This is a genomic window from Streptomyces sp. NPDC051018, from assembly GCF_044456085.1.
In the GTDB taxonomy this organism is placed as follows: domain Bacteria; phylum Actinomycetota; class Actinomycetes; order Streptomycetales; family Streptomycetaceae; genus Streptomyces.
On sequence record NZ_JBITFN010000002.1, the window covers coordinates 326,129 to 342,442 of the forward strand.

Annotated in this window: 12 protein-coding genes and 1 pseudogene; 9 read left to right on the plus strand and 4 right to left on the minus strand. The window is 71.7% G+C overall.

Going from position 1 to position 16,314, the window contains the following annotated elements; all coding sequences use genetic code 11:
* Nucleotides 1-150: 150 nt before the first annotated feature.
* From ACIBCM_RS05225 to ACIBCM_RS05235, 3 genes are all read left to right on the plus strand, one after another.
* Nucleotides 151-1,032, plus strand: a complete 882-nt coding sequence (locus ACIBCM_RS05225) for a TIGR02452 family protein (RefSeq protein ID WP_399240386.1) — start codon at nucleotides 151-153, stop codon at nucleotides 1,030-1,032.
* 241 nt (nucleotides 1,033-1,273) lie between these two features.
* Nucleotides 1,274-2,296 (plus strand): LacI family DNA-binding transcriptional regulator, encoded by a 1,023-nt coding sequence (locus ACIBCM_RS05230; protein ID WP_399240388.1) that lies wholly within the window; start codon nucleotides 1,274-1,276, stop codon nucleotides 2,294-2,296.
* Nucleotides 2,297-2,343: 47 nt separating this feature from the next.
* Nucleotides 2,344-2,610, plus strand: a complete 267-nt coding sequence (locus tag ACIBCM_RS05235) for a hypothetical protein (RefSeq protein WP_399240390.1) — start codon at nucleotides 2,344-2,346, stop codon at nucleotides 2,608-2,610.
* A gap of 139 nt (nucleotides 2,611-2,749) precedes the next feature.
* Here ACIBCM_RS05235 and trxA read toward each other — a convergent pair whose 3' ends face one another.
* On the minus strand, nucleotides 2,750-3,145 hold the full coding sequence (gene trxA / locus ACIBCM_RS05240; protein ID WP_399240392.1) for a thioredoxin: 396 nt from the start codon (nucleotides 3,143-3,145) through the stop codon (nucleotides 2,750-2,752).
* A gap of 693 nt (nucleotides 3,146-3,838) precedes the next feature.
* On the opposite strand from trxA, the gene ACIBCM_RS05245 reads away from it, so the two are divergent.
* Nucleotides 3,839-5,284 carry a dihydrolipoyl dehydrogenase family protein gene (locus ACIBCM_RS05245; protein ID WP_399240394.1) on the plus strand — a complete coding sequence of 482 codons (1,446 nt, stop codon included), beginning with the start codon at nucleotides 3,839-3,841 and terminating at the stop codon, nucleotides 5,282-5,284.
* A gap of 418 nt (nucleotides 5,285-5,702) precedes the next feature.
* Nucleotides 5,703-7,337 carry an amidase family protein gene (locus ACIBCM_RS05250; protein ID WP_399240396.1) on the plus strand — a complete coding sequence of 545 codons (1,635 nt, stop codon included), beginning with the start codon at nucleotides 5,703-5,705 and terminating at the stop codon, nucleotides 7,335-7,337.
* Between the two features lie 30 nt (nucleotides 7,338-7,367).
* Here the strand turns inward: ACIBCM_RS05250 and ACIBCM_RS05255 are convergent, their stop codons facing one another.
* Together ACIBCM_RS05255 and ACIBCM_RS05260 are read right to left on the minus strand one after the other, a co-directional pair.
* Nucleotides 7,368-8,099, minus strand: coding sequence for a response regulator (locus ACIBCM_RS05255; RefSeq protein WP_399240795.1), 732 nt, complete (start codon nucleotides 8,097-8,099; stop codon nucleotides 7,368-7,370).
* Nucleotides 8,100-8,104: 5 nt separating this feature from the next.
* Nucleotides 8,105-9,295, minus strand: coding sequence for a sensor histidine kinase (locus ACIBCM_RS05260; RefSeq protein WP_399240398.1), 1,191 nt, complete (start codon nucleotides 9,293-9,295; stop codon nucleotides 8,105-8,107).
* A gap of 240 nt (nucleotides 9,296-9,535) precedes the next feature.
* On the opposite strand from ACIBCM_RS05260, the gene ACIBCM_RS05265 reads away from it, so the two are divergent.
* From ACIBCM_RS05265 to ACIBCM_RS05280, 4 genes and pseudogenes are all read left to right on the plus strand, one after another.
* Entirely contained in the window at nucleotides 9,536-11,791 is a 2,256-nt protein-coding gene (locus tag ACIBCM_RS05265) for an MMPL family transporter (RefSeq protein WP_399240400.1), read from the plus strand.
* Between the two features lie 73 nt (nucleotides 11,792-11,864).
* Nucleotides 11,865-13,007 (plus strand): serine hydrolase domain-containing protein, encoded by a 1,143-nt coding sequence (locus tag ACIBCM_RS05270; RefSeq protein WP_399240402.1) that lies wholly within the window; start codon nucleotides 11,865-11,867, stop codon nucleotides 13,005-13,007.
* Between the two features lie 400 nt (nucleotides 13,008-13,407).
* Nucleotides 13,408-13,896, plus strand: a pseudogene (locus ACIBCM_RS05275) (L-threonylcarbamoyladenylate synthase); the annotation flags it as partial.
* Nucleotides 13,897-14,102: 206 nt separating this feature from the next.
* Entirely contained in the window at nucleotides 14,103-15,218 is a 1,116-nt protein-coding gene (locus tag ACIBCM_RS05280) for an AI-2E family transporter (protein ID WP_399240404.1), read from the plus strand.
* 296 nt (nucleotides 15,219-15,514) lie between these two features.
* Here ACIBCM_RS05280 and ACIBCM_RS05285 read toward each other — a convergent pair whose 3' ends face one another.
* Nucleotides 15,515-15,988 carry a HEAT repeat domain-containing protein gene (locus tag ACIBCM_RS05285; RefSeq protein WP_399240406.1) on the minus strand — a complete coding sequence of 158 codons (474 nt, stop codon included), beginning with the start codon at nucleotides 15,986-15,988 and terminating at the stop codon, nucleotides 15,515-15,517.
* Between the last annotated feature and the right edge of the window lie 326 nt (nucleotides 15,989-16,314).

A 16,314-nucleotide genomic window follows, 5' to 3' on the forward strand; every position in this document is an offset into this window, starting at 1 on the left:
CACCCTGCCAACCTAAGGCCACGTTCTCAGCTCCGCACAAGAGCGCCCCCGGCGCACGACCCGTGGTTACGCCACACACATCCGCGTGGATTCGGCGCCCCCGGGAAAATGGCTCGCCCCTCCGCCGCAGGTCAGGCAGCATGAACGACCATGAGCGCACGTTTGCGGGGGATCGCGCGGGAAACCCAGAAGATTGTTGAAACCGGCCACTATCTGGCCCCGGACGGGCGCGAGGTCACCATTGCTCCCGATGTGTCCGCGGCGCTGGCCGGAGCCCGGATGTACGGGCCCGAGGCCGTACCGGTCACCGCGGACAGCGGCCGGAAGACGGTCTTCCAGGTCACCGGTGAGAGCAGCACCCAGGCCGCCCGGCGCCTCACCGCGGCGGCCCCCGGGCCCGTCGCCGTGCTGAACTTCGCCTCCGCGCGCAATCCCGGCGGAGGCTTTCTCAACGGCGCGCAGGCCCAGGAGGAGGCGCTGTGCCGAGCCTCCGCGCTTTATGCGACCCTGCTGCGCGCGCCCGAGTACTACGAGCACCACCGGGCCGACCGGGACCCCTTCTACTCCGACCGGGTCATCCACTCACCCGGCGTCCCCGTCTTCCGCGACGACAGGGGCCGGCTGCTGGAGAGCCCGTACACCGTCGGCTTCCTCACCTCACCCGCGCCGAACGCGGGGGTGATCGCGCGCAGGACCCCCGACCGTGCCCATCGCATTCCGGCCGCCCTCGCCGGGCGCGCCGAACGGGTGCTGGAGACGGCCGCGGCGCACGGATACCGCCGTCTGGTGCTCGGGGCCTGGGGCTGCGGGGTCTTCCAGAACGCCCCCGAGACGGTCGCGGGCACCTTCCACGCCCTGCTCACCGGGGACGGCCGGTTCGCGGGCCACTTCGAGGAGACCGTCTTCGCGGTGCTGGACCGTTCGAAGGAGAAGAACACCTACCGCGCCTTCGAAGGCACCTTCTCCGCTGTCACCGCCGCCGGTCCGGACGCGGGAGCCGGCCGTGGGGACGGCCAGGGGCTCCGGATCTGATCCGGCCGCCCGCACCCGGACCCGCGGTGGGCGCGTGGGCCGGGTTCCGGATCCGCACGGCGGTGCCGGCGGCCGCCCCGGCCCCGCACCGCCGGACCGCGCTCCGTTGACGGGCGCAGACGGGCGCAGACGGGCGCCGACCGGCGCCGACCGGCATTGACCGGCGGAAAATAGATGCGCGGTGCATCCCGGCCATCACGTGGATGACGCACAGGTTTGTTCTGGAAAAATGCAGAGAGCGATGAGCCAGACACCCAGACAGTCCGCGGAGCGCTCCGTTCCCACCAGCGCAGACGTAGCCCGGTTAGCGGGGGTTTCCCGGGCCACGGTCTCGTACGTACTCAACAACACCTCCTCCGTCCGCATCAGCGAACCCACCCGCCGGCGTGTCCGCGAGGCCGCCGAGGAACTGGGCTACGTGCCCCACGCCGCGGCCCGCAGCCTGCGCGCGGGGCACACCCGGATGGTCCTGCTGCCCACGGCGAGCTTCCCGGTGGGGCCGCTCTACAACCGGTTCTTCGGCGAACTCCAGTGGTCCCTGCGCCGGCTCGACTACACCGTGGTGCAGTACGGCAGCCTGGGCCTCGCCGGTGACGAGGCGGCCCGTGCCTGGGCCGAGCTGCGGCCCGTCGCGGTCGTGTCGCTCGGTGAGGTCGGGCTCACCCCGAACGGTGTCGGTGTCCTCAAGCGCTCCGGCGCCAAGGCCGTCATAACCCTCGGCCCCCGGCGGGTTGAGGGCGCCCACTCCCTCGTCATGGACCAGGCCGAGGTCGGCGCCTGCGCCGTCGGCCATCTGGCCGGGCGCGGCCGGCGGGCCATCGGGGTGGTCATGCCCCAGGAGCCCGGGCTTGAGCTGTTCTCCGAGCCCCGGCTGGAGGGTGCCCGCCGGGTCGCCGAGGCCGCGGGAGCGCGGATCGAGCGGCTGCCCCTCGCCTACACCGAGGAGTCGGCCGCCGCGCTCGCGGCCCGCTGGCGCGGGATCGGGCTCGACGCCGTCTTCAGCTACAACGACGACTACGCCGCCCTGCTGATGCGTGCCCTCAAGGACGAGGACATCCGGGTGCCGGACGAGACCGCGATGATCGGCTCCGACGATCTGCTGCTCGGCAGGCTGCTGCGGCCCCGGCTGAGCACGGTCCATATCGATCTGGTGACCGGCAGACGGCTCGCCGAACTCGTCGACCGGGTGGTGCGCGACCCCGAGAACGAGCCGGAGACCCACGATCTGATGGGGGTGAGGGCGGTGCACCGGGAATCGAGCTGAGGGCCCGTCCGGGTGCGCCCCGGCCGGTCGCTGCCTAGCGTCCTTGTATGAGCACAGATGACGCGCAGCGCTTCGAGGTCCTGCTGGTGCCCGAGCACCTGGAGGACGACGACACGGCGGCCCTGACCGCGGCCGCCATCCGCTCGGCCGTCGTGGAGGCGACGGGTGAGTGGGGGGCCTCCGGTTATCCGCGCTACGCGGGCCATGGAATGGTGGCCGACATCGACCCGGAGACCCTCACGGTCGAGGCACTGCTCGTGGACGGCTTCGAGCTCGACTACGGGCTGTCGGCCCGCGTACTGAGGCCGTCCTGACGTCAGGACGCATGACGACATGTCGTCGGTCGGGGCCGTGGGGCCCATGGCCCGGGTCGTGCGGAGCCCCTCGGCCCCCGACGATCGCACCGCCAGGGGCCGGGCCTGCCGTGCGCCGACCCCGGCCGGGTGCGGCGGGTCAGCCCTGTTGGGGCCGTTCCCCGTTGCTCGCCGCGGCCTCGGCGTCCTTGATCGACTGGCGCACCTTGTCCATGTCCAGGGCACGGGCCTGGCCGATGACATCCTCCAGCGCGGCCTCCGGCAGCGCGCCGGGCTGCGCGAAGATCGCGACATTCTCCCGGACGATCATCAGTGTCGGGATCGACTGGATCTCGAACGCCGCGGCCAGCTCCTGCTGGGCCTCCGTGTCGACCTTCGCGAACACCAGATCGGGGTGGCGCTCCGCCGCCCCCTCGTACACCGGGGCGAACTGACGGCACGGACCACACCAAGAAGCCCAGAAATCGATCAGTACGAAGTCGTTGTCGGACACGATCTGATCGAAGTTCTCCTTGGTGAGCTCAACAGTGCTCATGACGTCCTACCTCATCCCTTTCATTCGCGTTCATTCGCGATTCACGCGTCCTGCCAGGTCGGCTCTCGCCCCGGACAACGGTCGCCGGGGGCGGCCTATTCCTCCCCTGCCCGGGCCGCCGGGAGCCACACCCCGGCGTGGTGGCGGAATCACGGCATCAGTGACGCTCGTCGCACGGCGACGGGTTCGGGCCCCGCGCGGGATTCGGCGTGCCACAGTGGTCGGCGCCCGGCGGTTCGGTGTCCAGTGGATGCCGTGGATCACTCGCCGGGCACCTCGGCGGGGTCCCGGGACCTCAGCCCGGACGGTGTGAAGCGGAATCCCCTCCCGGCGGGAGGGGGCCTACTCCGGGCAGGCGACGTACAGACCGCGACGGGACGTCGCCCCGCCGGGACGCGGCACGCGCCCGATCGGCCGAACGCACCCCTTGGGCCCGCCTGTGCAATGGACACGTCCCGGCACGCCGATCACCCCGGCCCGCGGAGTCGGTACGTCCCGGTCCCCCGGCGGGGCTGCTCCCACTCCCTCGGCGCCCGGCCCCGCTCCTTCAGCGGCTGCTCCGGCCCGACCCTTCCGCCTGTGCGGACCGCCCGAACTCCCCGCTGGAGATGAGGGGTCCCCGAGCGTGCTCCTAGACTGGACTTCTTGTGCGCGCTGGACCTGACTGGACCTGACCGGATCTGAGAGGACGCCATGGACGGTGCAAGGCCGGAAGCTGTCGAGTACGACGCCGTGGTGCTGGGCGCGGGTCCCACCGGGGAGAACGTGGCGGACCGGCTCAGAGCCGCGGGCCTGAGCACCGCCGTCGTGGAGGGCGAACTGGTCGGCGGCGAGTGCTCGTACTGGGCGTGCATGCCGAGCAAGGCGCTGCTGCGCCCGGCGATCGCCCGCGCGGAGGCCCGGCGGGTACCGGGTCTGCGCCAGGCCGTGCAGGGCCCGCTCGACGCCGGTGCCGTGCTCGCCCACCGTGACGACAACACCTCGCACTGGAAGGACGACGGCCAGGTCGCCTGGCTGGACTCGACCGGCGCGCGCCTCTACCGGGGCGTCGGCCGGCTCGACGGGCCCCGGAGGGTCGTCGTCGACGGCCCAGGGGGCGAGCGCCACATCCTGACCGCACGCCACGCCGTGGCCGTCTGCACCGGCAGCCGCGCGGTCCTGCCCGATCTGCCCGGCCTGGACGGCGCCGGGGCGTGGACCAGCCGCGAGGCCACCAGCGCCCAGGCGGTCCCCGGACGGCTCGTGGTCATCGGCGGGGGAGTCGTGGGCGTGGAGATGGCGACCGCCTGGCAGGCGCTCGGGTCCCGCGTCACCCTCCTCGTACGCAGCGGGGGGCTGCTGCCCCGTATGGAGCCCTTCGTCGGGGAGCAGGTCGCGGACGCCCTGACCGAAGCCGGTGCCACGATCCGCTGGGACACCTCCGTGACCTCCGTGGAGCGGGAAGGGGGCACCGGTCCCGTCACCCTCGTCCTCGGCGGTGGCGAGCGGATCGAGGCGGACGAGGTCCTGTTCGCCACCGGCCGCGCCCCGCGCACGGACGACCTCGGCCTGGAGACCATCGGCCTGGAGCCGGGCTCCTGGCTGCCGGTCGACGACAGCTGCCGGGTGGAGGGCAGCGAGTGGCTGTACGCCGTGGGCGATGTCAACCACCGCGCGCTCCTCACCCACCAGGGCAAGTACCAGGCCCGTATCGCCGGAGCCGCCATCGCGGCCAGGGCCCAGGGCGTCCCCCTGCTGGAGACCGACCGCTGGGGCGCCCACTCGGCTACCGCCGACCGCGCCGCCGTGCCCCAGGTCGTGTTCACCGACCCCGAGGCCGCCGCTGTCGGCCTCTCCCTCGCGGAGGCGGAGGCGGCGGGACACCGGGTCCGCGCCGTCGACCACGACATCGCGACGGTCGCCGGCGCGAGCCTGTACGGCGTCGGCTACCGCGGGCGGGCCCGGATGATCGTCGACCTGGACCGCGAGATTCTGCTCGGTGTCACCTTCGTCGGCCCGGGCGTCGGCGAACTCCTCCACTCCGCGACCGTCGCGGTCGTCGGCGAGGTCCCCATCGAGCGGCTGTGGCACGCGGTCCCCTCGTACCCGACGATCAGCGAGGTGTGGCTGCGGCTGCTGGAGACGTACAGGCAGGAGTAGCAGCAGAGTTCGCCACCCAGGATGCGGCGGCCCCGGGATCCCCTGGTGGGACAGGGCCGATTCGACGAGGCGCGCGACCCTGAGCACTCGTGACATCGGCCCTTCGCGCACCCTCAGCGTTCCGCAGGTCTCAGGGGCGCAGAATGATCTTCCCGGGATGCCGCCCCGCTTGCTGCCGGCCGGCGCCCCGGGCATGCGGGTCATCATGGCGTCCCCCTCCCGGGTGGGGTCGTCCACGGCCGGGGTCCTAGTGGCGCCTCCCCCGGGAGTCCCAGAACGAATCCGGTGAATCAGGAGCCTGATCACTGTCGGCGACGATCCCGCCGAACCTACTGTTTCTGCTCCATGAAGCCGAATGGCGCGCCGCTGACCAGCCACAACGGCAGGGAAGTCGCGCGTCCGGGAGTAAGGAGCCACTGTGCGACCGACCATCCGGACCACGCTGCACTGCGCCCTGGTGGCCGCTGCGGTCATCGGTTTGACCGCCCCCCTGGCAGCTCAGGCCACGCAGACCACCCGAGCCGAACCCCGGCCCACCATGGTGCGGGGGGCGCACCTGGAGCGGATGACCATTCTCGACATCCAGCGGGCGATGGACCGCGAGCGGCTCACCTCCGAGCAGCTCACCGACCTGTACCTGAAGCGGATCCGCGCGCTGAACCCCAGGCTCAAGGCCGTGGTCACGGTCAACCCCGACGCCAAGGACATCGCACGGGACAGCGACCGGACGCGCCGTACGCACGGGGCGCGGGGGCCGTTGGAGGGGATCCCGGTGCTGCTGAAGGAGAACATGAACACCGCCGACCGCCAGCCGACCACGGCTGGTTCGGCCGCGCTCCTCGGCGCGCGGCCGAACCAGGATGCCGAGGTGGTGAAGCGGCTGCGCGCGGCCGGAGCCGTGATCCTCGGCAAGGCGAACATGACGGAGTGGGCCAACTTCCGTGACCCGAGTGCCGTCGCGGGCTGGAGCGCGGTCGGCGGGCTGACCCGGAACCCGTACGTCCTGGACCGCAGCGCCGGCGGGTCCTCCAGCGGTTCGGCCGCCGCCGCCGCCGCGAACCTGGCCACGGTGACGCTCGGCACCGACACCGGCGGTTCCATCGTCGACCCGGCGGGCCTGACGTCCACCGTCGGCGTGCGGCCCACGCTGGGCGTGGCGAGCCGTACCGGCATCGTGCCGATCTCCTCCCGCCACGACACCCCGGGGCCGCTGGCCCGCAACGTCACCGACGCCGCGCTCACCCTGGCCGCGATCAGCGGCACCGACCCAGCCGACCCGGACACCGCTGCCGCCGCCGGAGCCCTGCCCGCCGACGTCGGCGAGATCCTGGACCGGGGTGCGCTGCGCGGCAAGCGCATCGGGGTCTGGCGCGCGGGCCACATCGGCGTGGACCGTGACGTCGACCGGGTCTTCGAGGCGACCGTGCGCAAGCTGAAGGCGCTGGGCGCGACCGTCGTGGAGGGCGCCGACGTGACCGAACCGAAGGAACTGCTCGGCCATCTCCTGCCGGCGCTGCTCTCCGAGTTCAAGCACGACATCAACGCCTACCTCGCCGCGACGCCCGGCTCCCACCCGAAGCATCTGGCCGGTCTCATCGCGTACAACGAGAAGCACCGCGACCTGGAGCGGATGGACTGGTTCGGGCAGATGTACTTCACGGAGGCGCAGAAGAACGGCGTCGACCTGAAGGACCCGGCGTACCGAGCGCACCGTGCCGCCGCCACCGACCTCGCCCGCCGCTCGATCGACGACGTGCTGGAGGCGAAGAAGCTCGACGCGATCGTCACCCCCACCGCCCTGCCCGCGCCGGGGGCCGGCCACCAGGCCAAGGAGGGGGACACGAATCCGTTCGTCAGCACGACCAACAGCTCAGTCGCCGCGGGCTATCCCCAGATCAGCGTCCCCGCCGGGTACACCGCCAGGGGACTCCCGCTCGGTGTCACCTTCCTCGGCACGAAGGCGAGCGACGCCAGGCTCCTCGGCTACGCGTACGCCTTCGAGCAGGCGACGCAGGTCCGTAAGGTGCCGCGCCACCTGCCCAGCGTCGGCTGAGCGCACCGCCCCCGCCGGGAACCATCCTCGTCACTCGCGCTCGCCCGCCCTGACCAGGCCCGCCTCGTATGCGGCGATCACCGCCTGCGCCCGGTCGCGGACCTGGAGCTTCGCGAAGAGCGCGGTGATGTGGTTCTTCACCGTCGAGGGGCTGATGAACATCTCCGCGGCGATCCCGGTGTTGTCCAGGCCGGTGGCGATCAGCCGCCACACCTCCCGCTCGCGCGGCGTCAGCTCGTCCAGGACGCCCGCAGGCCCGGTCCCGGCGGCGGGCGTCGCGGGGCGTCGCGGGGCCGTCACGTGCGAGGAGATGAGGCGGGTCAGCAGGCGTGGGGCCACCACCGCCTCGCCGCTGCGGACCACGTGCAGTGCCGTGACGAGTTCTTCGGGCGAGATGTCCTTGGGCAGGAAGCCGCAGGCGCCCGCGCGCAGAGCGGCGACCACGTGCTCGTCCATGTCGAAGGTGCTCAGCGCCAGCACCCGGCAGTCCGGCACCTCCCGGGTGAGCCGTTCCGTCGCGGCGATGCCGTCCAGGACCGGCATGCGGATGTCCATGACGACGACATCGGGCCGCAGCCGCCGAGCGAGGTCCACGGCCTGGGCGCCGTCGGCGGCCTCGCCGACGACCTCGACGGTGGGTTCGGGTCCGAGCATGAGCACGAGGCCGTGCCGGACGAGGAGTTGATCGTCGGCGATCAGCACGCGGATGGTGGCGGGCTCCGGGGTACCTGGCGTGTCTGCCCCGCTCGTACCGTCTGTCATCCCGCTCACCGCAGTGCTCCCTGTTCCCTAGGCAGCGGCAGCCGGGCCGTGACCCGGTAGCCCTGTCCGTCGCGCCGGCCCGTCTCCAGGGACCCGCCGTGCAGTGCGACGCGTTCGCGCATGCCGATCAGGCCGTAGCCGGAGCCGGGCGCGGGCCCGAGACCGCCGGCCGCTCCTTCTCCGTCGTCCAGTACGTCCACCGTCGTCCCTTGGTCCCCGTACGTGAGGCATACGCGCGCGTGGGCGCCGTTTCCCGCGTACTTGCGGGTGTTGGTCAGTGCTTCCTGCACGACACGGAACACAGACAGCTGCATGCCGGCCGGCAGAGGCCGGGGTTCTCCCCGTACCTCGAACTCCGTGGGCAGGCCCGCCGCGCTGGCCTCGGCGACGAGCCGCTCCAGGTCGGCGATGCCGGGCTGCGGCGCGGTCGTCTCCTCCCGCGCCTCGTCGTCGGCCCGCAGTACGTCGAGGAGCTGCCGCATCTCGTGCAGCGCCGTGCGCCCCAGGCCCTCCAGGGTGACGAGGGCGTCCCGCGCGGCCTCCGGGTTCCGGTCGAGGTTGGCGCGGGCGCCGCCTCCCATCAGCACCATCGTCGTGACGTGGTGGGCGACGATGTCGTGCATCTCGCGGGCGATACGGCGGCGTTCGTCGGCCAGGGCCCGCTCGGCGAGCAGCCTGCGGTGTGCCTCGACCTCCTGGTGCCGGCGGTTCATCGCGAGTCCGGCGGCGACGACGAACACCACGGCCGCACAGTTCCCCGCCAGCCTCAGGAGAGAACTCTGGGACCAGGGCTCCCGCCCGACCAGTGGCAACGCCACGCTCACCAGGGCCGCCGGTACGTAGACGGCGGGGTTCCGGGCGCGTACGAGGGAGTAGAGGGCGACGATCATGGCGGCGTTGAAGCCCTGACCCACCGGCCAGCTCAGATGGACGGCGAGCCCGATGGCCAGGACGGCCGCGAAGGTGAGCAGCGGGGCCCGCCGCCGGGCGAGGAGCGCCAGCGCGGACATCGTTATCAGCAGACAACCGGTCACGGGGACGTAGCCCTGGACGCTCTGACTGGTGAGGGTGAAGCCGATCAGGTCGAGGGCCGCCGCGCCGATCGCTACGAGGGCGTCGTTGCGGGTCCAGGGCAGTGCGTCGCCGAGGGGCTGTCGGTCGCGCCGTGCGGCGGGCGCGGTGTGGGGGGTGGGCATCGTGTTCCTTCCTCGGCCATCTCGGCATCCATTCTCCCCGAGCCCCGGCCCGGGTCATGGAGCCCGAGGGGGATCCCGGCCTGGGAGCAGGCTCCTGGACGAGGGCCTCGCGGTACCGCGCTCCCAATCCGCATCTCGTTCCAGGATCGGACGAGCCGGCGCGTTCCGGCTGATGTGCTGAAGGCAGTCCGGAAATCCCCGGCGATCCCGCCCCCCTTCTCCCCCTGCCGGAGGCAAGCCGTGATCCGCGCCCTGACCGGGTTCTCCTCCCGCCATCCCTGGAAGGTCGTCGCCCTGTGGTCGGTGATCGGCATCTTCCTCGCCGTGATCGCCGGAGCTCTGATGCCCCGCGCGACGCAGGCGTCCAGCGGCGACTTCCTGCCGAAGAACTACGACTCGGCCGCCGCCCTCCGGGTCGCAGAGGAGAGGTTCGGTGTGACATCCGACGCCGGCACGGTCACCGTCCTGGTCGGCAGGCCCGACGGCGAACCGCTGACGGGACCCGACCGGAAGCACGCGGCATCCGTCGCGAAGGAGCTCGGCGGCCGCCGCGTGACCATGCCGGACCCGGGGGACACCGTGACGAAGAGTGACGACCAGATCCCGTTCCTGGCCACGGACTATTCGCAGACGCCCGAGGTCAGCGTGGGTATGACGGCCCCGGACCGCACCTTCCTCCTGCTGTCGGTACGTCTGGAGGGCAACACCGCCGACACCGGTATGCACAACCTGTTCCGGGCCTTCCGCGAGCAGACCGAGGACGCCTTCGCCCAAGTGGACCTGCGGACCGGTTTCACCGGCGGCCTCGCCGACCAGGTCGACACCCGCGACGCCGAGGAGTCCACCCAGCACGTCGTCGGCCTGCTGATGCTGGGCCTGATCGTGCTGGTGAACGTGCTGGTGTTCCGCAGCCTGTGCGCCGCGTTCATCCCGCTGCTCGCGGTCATGATCGTGGGTGGTGCGGCGACCGGCGTGATCGTCGGCGGCGCCCTGCTCACCGGGATCAAGCTGGACACCTCGACGCCCGGCATGATCGGCGTCGTCCTCATCGGCATCGGTGTCGACTACTTTCTGTTCCTGCTCTTCCGCTTCCGCGAGCTGCTGCGGGAACACCCCGACGCGTCCCCGCGCGCCGTCGCCGCCGAGGTCGGCTCCCGCGTCGGCACCGCCGTCACCTCCGCCGCCCTCACCATCGTGGCCGCCTTCGCCACTCTGGGTATCGCGACCTACGGAGGGTTCCGGGTGCTCGGTCCCGCCGTGGCCGTGTCCGTACTCGTGATGCTCCTGGCCGGCCTCACGCTGATGCCGGCCCTGCTCGCGGTCACCGGCCGCCGGATGTTCTGGCCCTCCGGCGCGCTGAAGCGCACCCCGCGCCCCGGGCTCGCCGGGCGGACCGGCGACTTCGTGGCCCGCCGGCCGCTCACGTCGATCCTCGCCTCCGTCGTCCTGCTCGGTGCGCTCGCGATGGGCATGACCGGCATCCGCATGGACTTCGGCCAGGGCGGCACCCACCACGACACCCGGGCCGCCGCCACCGCCGCCGAGATCGCCCGTGTCCTCCCGGCCGGTGTGTCCGACCCGGCCACTGTCTACGTCACGGCTCCCGAGGGCGGCCGTGTCGTCACCGAGTCCCTGGGCGGACTCTCCCGGGAACTGGCCGGCGTCGAAGGCGTCGGCAAGGTGGGCGCCCCCGTCCTCAACGAGCAGCGCGACGCCGCCCTCATCGACGTCTACCTGACGGCCGACTCCCGGACGCAAGCGGCTCGCGACCTGGTCTCGGGGCCGGTGCGCGACACCGTCTCCGCCCATACTCCGAAGGGCCTGGAGGCCCATGTCGGCGGCACGGCGGCGATCTTCGCGGACATCTCCAGCGCCGTCGGCAAGGACCTCAGGACCGTCTTCCCCGTGGCGGTCGGCCTGATCGCGCTGATTCTCCTGGTGCTGCTGCGCAGCGTGCTCGCTCCGATCGTGCTGCTGGTCTCCGTGGGCCTGTGCTTCGCCGCCACGCTCGGCTCCGCGACCCTCGTCTTCCAGCATGCGCTCGACAAGCCCGGTGTCGACTTCGTGCTGCCGCTGGTGCTGTTCCTCTTCGTCGTCGCGATCGGTACCGACTACAACATCCTGATCAGCGACCGTATCCGCGAGGAGATGGAGGGCCCGCGTACGGCCCGCGCCGCCGTCGCCCGCGCCGTACGCCACACGGCACCGGCCATCGCCACCGCGGGCGTCGTCCTTGCCGCGTCCTTCGGGAGCCTCGCCGTCGGCTCGAACGCCTCCACGCAGCAGATCGGCTTCGCGACGGGTCTCGGAATCCTGCTGTCCGCGTTCGTCCTCTCGATTGTGCTCGTCCCGGCGGCGGCAGCGCTGCTCGGCCGCCGCATCTGGTGGCCGGTACGCCCGGGCAGGCGCCACGGCCACGGCAGGCAGCAGGGGGCGGCCGCAACCGTATCCACCACGGCCGGCCACCGTCCGGAACCCCTCACGACCACCGGCTGAAACGCCCCTGGCCAAGGTCCGACCGACGACTGGCCAAGGTCCGGCCTGATAAACCCGAGAAAGAGAGCAAACCATGTCCGTATCCCCCCGCGCCGCCTTCCGGGCGGCCGCACTGACCGCGCTCGCCGCCCTCACCGCAGGCATGGTCACCACCCCCGCGGCCGCCGCGGCGACCACCGCCCGCGCCGCCGACCCCGTACAGCGGGAGCTGGACACCGTGGTCCGCGACGGCGGTGCGCCCGGCGCCCTGGCCGGGGTCGTACGGGCCGACGGCACGGTACGGCACTACACCTCGGGCGTCGGCAACCTGGTGACCGGCGCCGAGGTGCCCCGCGACGGCTCGATCCGGATCGGCAGCAACACCAAGGCGTTCACGGCGACCGTCGTGCTGCAACTTGTCGGCGAGGGCGAGGTCGCCCTGGACGAGCCGGTGGACACCTACCTTCCCGGGCTGCTGCGCGGCGAGGGCATCGACGGCCGCAAGATCACGGTCCGTCAGCTCCTCCAGCACACCAGCGGACTCCCCGAGTACCTGGACAAGCAGGCGGTGCTCACCGAGCCGCACCGCTACTACGAGCCCCGCGAACTGCTCGACCGCGCCCTCGACCGCCCGGCCGACTTCGCTCCCGGGCAGAAATGGTCGTACAGCAACACCAACTACGTCGTCGCCGGACTGCTCGTGCAGAAGGTGACGGGACGCCCGCTGGGCGAGGAGATCAAGAAGCGGATCACCGACCGCGTCGGACTGCGCCACACCTACCTCCCGGCGCCCGGCGACATGTCGATCCGGGGCAAGCACCCGCACGGCTACCAGAAGCTCGCCGCCGACGGCCCCTGGCGTGACTTCACCGAGATGGACCCCTCCTGGGGCTGGGCGGCGGGCGGTATGACCTCCACCAACAGTGATCTCAACCGCTTCTACAGTGCGATCTTCTCCGGCCGCCTCCTCGCTCCGGCCCAGCTCGCCGAGATGCGCGAGACGGTCCCTGTCGACACCGAGGCGCCGACCGGCGCCCGCTATGGCCTGGGCGTCCAGAGCACCCCGCTGAGCTGCGGCGGCCGCTACTGGGGCCACGGCGGTGGCATCCCCGGCTTCAGCACGTACGGCGGTGTCACCGCGGACGGCCGTGCGGTGAACGTCACGGTCACCACCATCCCGGACGGCGCGACGACCGCGCGGGCAGAGGCGGTCGTGGACAAGGCACTGTGCCGCTGACGGGCGCTGAATCCTTCGACGACGCCTGCCCCGCCACACCTCAGGTCGAGGTGCGGTGGTGCTGTCGGGCCGCTTCCATTGTTCACGCCCACGCCCACGCGCACGGGACCGTGGCGGCGGCGGGCGCGCCGGAACATCAGGTGACGGGACCGTTTCCATGGCTGGTGAACGTGGGGCCACCGCAGGGTGACGAGGAACCGGCCGCTGCCCGACTCGATGCCGGCGGTCACCGGCAGCCCCGGTACCAGTCGGGAGAAGCGGTTCACCAGCCAATCCGCTGCTTCCTGGGCTTCCTGCCCGGCCGGAGGTCGCCTGCCGGATGCCGTTGACGTGAATCTCGTACTCCACCATCGGGCTGCGGTCGTCGATGGACGCCGTCCAGTTGAGGATCACTTTGGGGGGCAGTCGTGACGGGATCGGGCGCATCCGGTCGATCCGGGATCTCGATGAGCGGCACCACGTCACCCTTGTGTGCGGGGACTTCGTCCAGCTGGGCCGGTTCGTGAACATCGACAACGACGTGTTCCGCGCGATCAAGGCGGCTACGCCGGGTGGCTACACCTTCATCCTGCCCGCGACGAAGGAGGTGCCGCGCCAGCTGCTGCACCCGAAGAAGAGGACGGTCGGGGTCCGCATTCCCGATCACACTGTCGCCCAGGCCCTCCTCGCCGGATTCGGTGAGCCCCTGCTCTCCAGCACCCTCCTGCTGCCCGGCGAGAAGGAGCCGCTGACCCAGGGCCGGGCGATCAAGGAACGGCTCGACCATGTCGTCGACGCCGTGGTCGATTCGGGCGACTGCGGCACGGAGCCGACCACGGTCATCGACTTCTCCAGCGGTGAGCCGGAGATCGTGCGCAGGGGAGCGGGTGACACCGCCCGGTTCGCATAGCCGCTTCGAGGCACGGCCCGTCAACGGCTGCCTCCAGTGCGGGAGGCGGTGCCGGTCGGGGCCGTCCGGGACGTGCCACCGCCTGCCTTTCACCGGCCCCCGGTGTCGCCGGACCCTTGTGATGACGCTGTGTCAGGTCGCGTGCTCCGTAGGCTTCTTCCCGAAGTAGTGACAGGGGGTGGCCGAAGTGATCATAGGCTGATCCCATGTCTGAAACGCTGAGTTCCGCGAGATCCCGTGCCGCACTCCGTTCGTCGGCGCGGGTCTGCGGCGAGCTGCTCCTGGTCCTGGTCATGGTCGCGGTGGTCGTGTGGGTTCTCGGCCGGATGTGGTCGGTCGTATGGCCGCTCATAGTCGCTCTCCTGATCACCACGCTGACCTGGCCCCTGGCCCGCTTCCTGCGCCGTCACGGCTGGGCCCCCGCCTTGGCCGCCTCCGCCGTGACGATGCTCTTCCTCCTGTCCGCCGCGGGTGTTGTGGCGATGATCGCGGTTCCGGTGGCGTCCCAGTCCGGGGAGCTGATCACCGGCGTGGTCGAAGGAATCCACCAGGTGCGCGAATGGGCCGCCGGGCCGCCGCTGAACATTGGCGACGACGAGATCACCGAGGGTGTCGACGCCGCGGTCAGCCGCGTCCAGGACAGTGTCGACAGTGTGCTCACCACCCTCTTCACCGGGTTGAGCACCGTGGTGAACGGTGTGGTCACCGCTGTTCTGTCGGTCTTCCTCATGTTCTTCTTCCTCAAGGACGGTCCGAGGTTCCTGCCATGGCTCGCCCGCCAGCTGCCGGGCCGGCTCGCCACTGACGTGCCGACGCTGGCCGCGCGCGGCTGGGACACCCTTGGCGCGTTCGTGCGGTCCCAGGCGATCGTGGGCCTGCTCGACGCCGTCCTCATCGGGATCGGCCTGTGGTTGCTGGGGGTGCCGCTGGTGCTCCCGCTGGTGGTCCTGACCTTTGTCTCGGCGTTCGTGCCGATCGTCGGTGCCCTGTTCGCCGGCCTGGTCGCGGTGCTCATCGCGTTGGTGTCGAACGGTCCCGCGGACGCGCTGATCGTGCTGGGGATCATCGCCGTGGTGCAGCAGCTCGAGGGGAACGTGTTCCAGCCCATGATCCAGAGCCGAGGGCTGGGCCTGCATGCGGGGATGGTCCTGCTGGCGGTGACTCTGGGCGGCAGCCTGGCCGGGATCGTCGGCAGCCTGATCGCGGTACCCCTCGCCGCGCTGCTCGCGGTGGCCTGGAACTATCTGCGTGAGCAGCTCAGCGATCCGCCGCGGGAGCTCGACTCCCAGGAGCCTCGGACCGCTACCGGTCACCTGGCCTGAGCGGAGCCGGAGCCGGAGTCGTGACGCGACCGCTGCCCGTGGGCGCTGGTCAGGCCCGGTGGCAATCGGCAGTTCCCGGCAATCCCGGACGGCGACAACCGAGCCTGGGGAGGGAGAGGTAGCGGGTGCGGGGGCTGCCCCCGGGATGGTCGATATGGCTATGGTGTGTCCTTTACGGCGGCTGCTGGAGTCGTACCGGGGTTGAGCACACACGGGGGCCGCCGCGGACCGTCGGTGCGGGGTCGACACCACCGAGCCGGAGTCGCCCGCGCGAGCGCGGCCGCCGGTGCGGTCGATTACGGTGCGCGGCTTTCACGAGCCGTGTGAGGACCGGGAGCAGAGGGCCGGCCGGTGACGCGGTCGATCATACGGCGGACGACCTCGGCGGGCAGGGGATGGCTCCGGGCGGCGGTCGCCGCGACGTGGTGGTCCAGCAGGAGCAGGGCGACGACATCGGCGGGGTGCCCGGGGTGGGCGGCGGCCTGGCGTACGCGGTGTTCCGGGTCGTCCAGCAGGCGCAGGGCGGAGCCGGCGCTCAGTCGCAGGTCGGCGGCCGCCTCGTGGCGGACGGTGCCGTCCGGGTCACGGCTGAGCCGTTCCACCAGCGCGGGTGTCGACTCGGGGTCGTCCAGGGCCAGTCGGCGCATCTTGGGGTCGGGGGCGTCGGCGAACCGCCGCAGGCCCGCCCGGGGGAAGTTCGGATGCCGGCGCGGCCGGTCGGGACAGGTCAGGCTCCCCCGCCACCAGCGCCAGACGGCGTACTGCCACACCTTCTTGTCGTGGTGCGGGGCCGGCCGAGGGTTCTTGCCGATCCGTCATCGAGTGCATCCGGGACAGGGTTTCCAGGAACCGCAGCGAGAGAGATGCTGGGGGGTGGGGCCATGTCGTACGAGCCGTCGGCGTCGATGACATCAGGATTCAGGCTGAGGCCGTACTGCTCTTGATCGATCACGATTTCGGGCGCCGTCGCGACCTCGTCGAGCGGCACGTGGCCGCTTGGCCCGACGAGGTTCCGTACCCCGCCACCGACGTACGTGTGAGACTCCGCGAGCACCACGGCTGAGAGGGGCACCGGCCTGCCTTGTCGCTCCGGGGC

What these genes read in the sequence shown, in the direction of transcription:
- ACIBCM_RS05225 (WP_399240386.1), top strand. Translation starts at nt 151, where the DNA reads ATGAGCGCACGTTTGCGGGGGATCGCGCGGGAAACCCAGAAGATTGTT.
- ACIBCM_RS05230 (WP_399240388.1), top strand. Translation starts at nt 1,274, where the DNA reads ATGAGCCAGACACCCAGACAGTCCGCGGAGCGCTCCGTTCCCACCAGC.
- ACIBCM_RS05235 (WP_399240390.1), top strand. Translation starts at nt 2,344, where the DNA reads ATGAGCACAGATGACGCGCAGCGCTTCGAGGTCCTGCTGGTGCCCGAG.
- trxA (WP_399240392.1), bottom strand. Translation starts at nt 3,145, where the DNA reads ATGAGCACTGTTGAGCTCACCAAGGAGAACTTCGATCAGATCGTGTCC.
- ACIBCM_RS05245 (WP_399240394.1), top strand. Translation starts at nt 3,839, where the DNA reads ATGGACGGTGCAAGGCCGGAAGCTGTCGAGTACGACGCCGTGGTGCTG.
- ACIBCM_RS05255 (WP_399240795.1), bottom strand. Translation starts at nt 8,099, where the DNA reads ATGACAGACGGTACGAGCGGGGCAGACACGCCAGGTACCCCGGAGCCC.
- ACIBCM_RS05260 (WP_399240398.1), bottom strand. Translation starts at nt 9,295, where the DNA reads ATGCCCACCCCCCACACCGCGCCCGCCGCACGGCGCGACCGACAGCCC.
- ACIBCM_RS05270 (WP_399240402.1), top strand. Translation starts at nt 11,865, where the DNA reads ATGTCCGTATCCCCCCGCGCCGCCTTCCGGGCGGCCGCACTGACCGCG.
- ACIBCM_RS05280 (WP_399240404.1), top strand. Translation starts at nt 14,103, where the DNA reads ATGTCTGAAACGCTGAGTTCCGCGAGATCCCGTGCCGCACTCCGTTCG.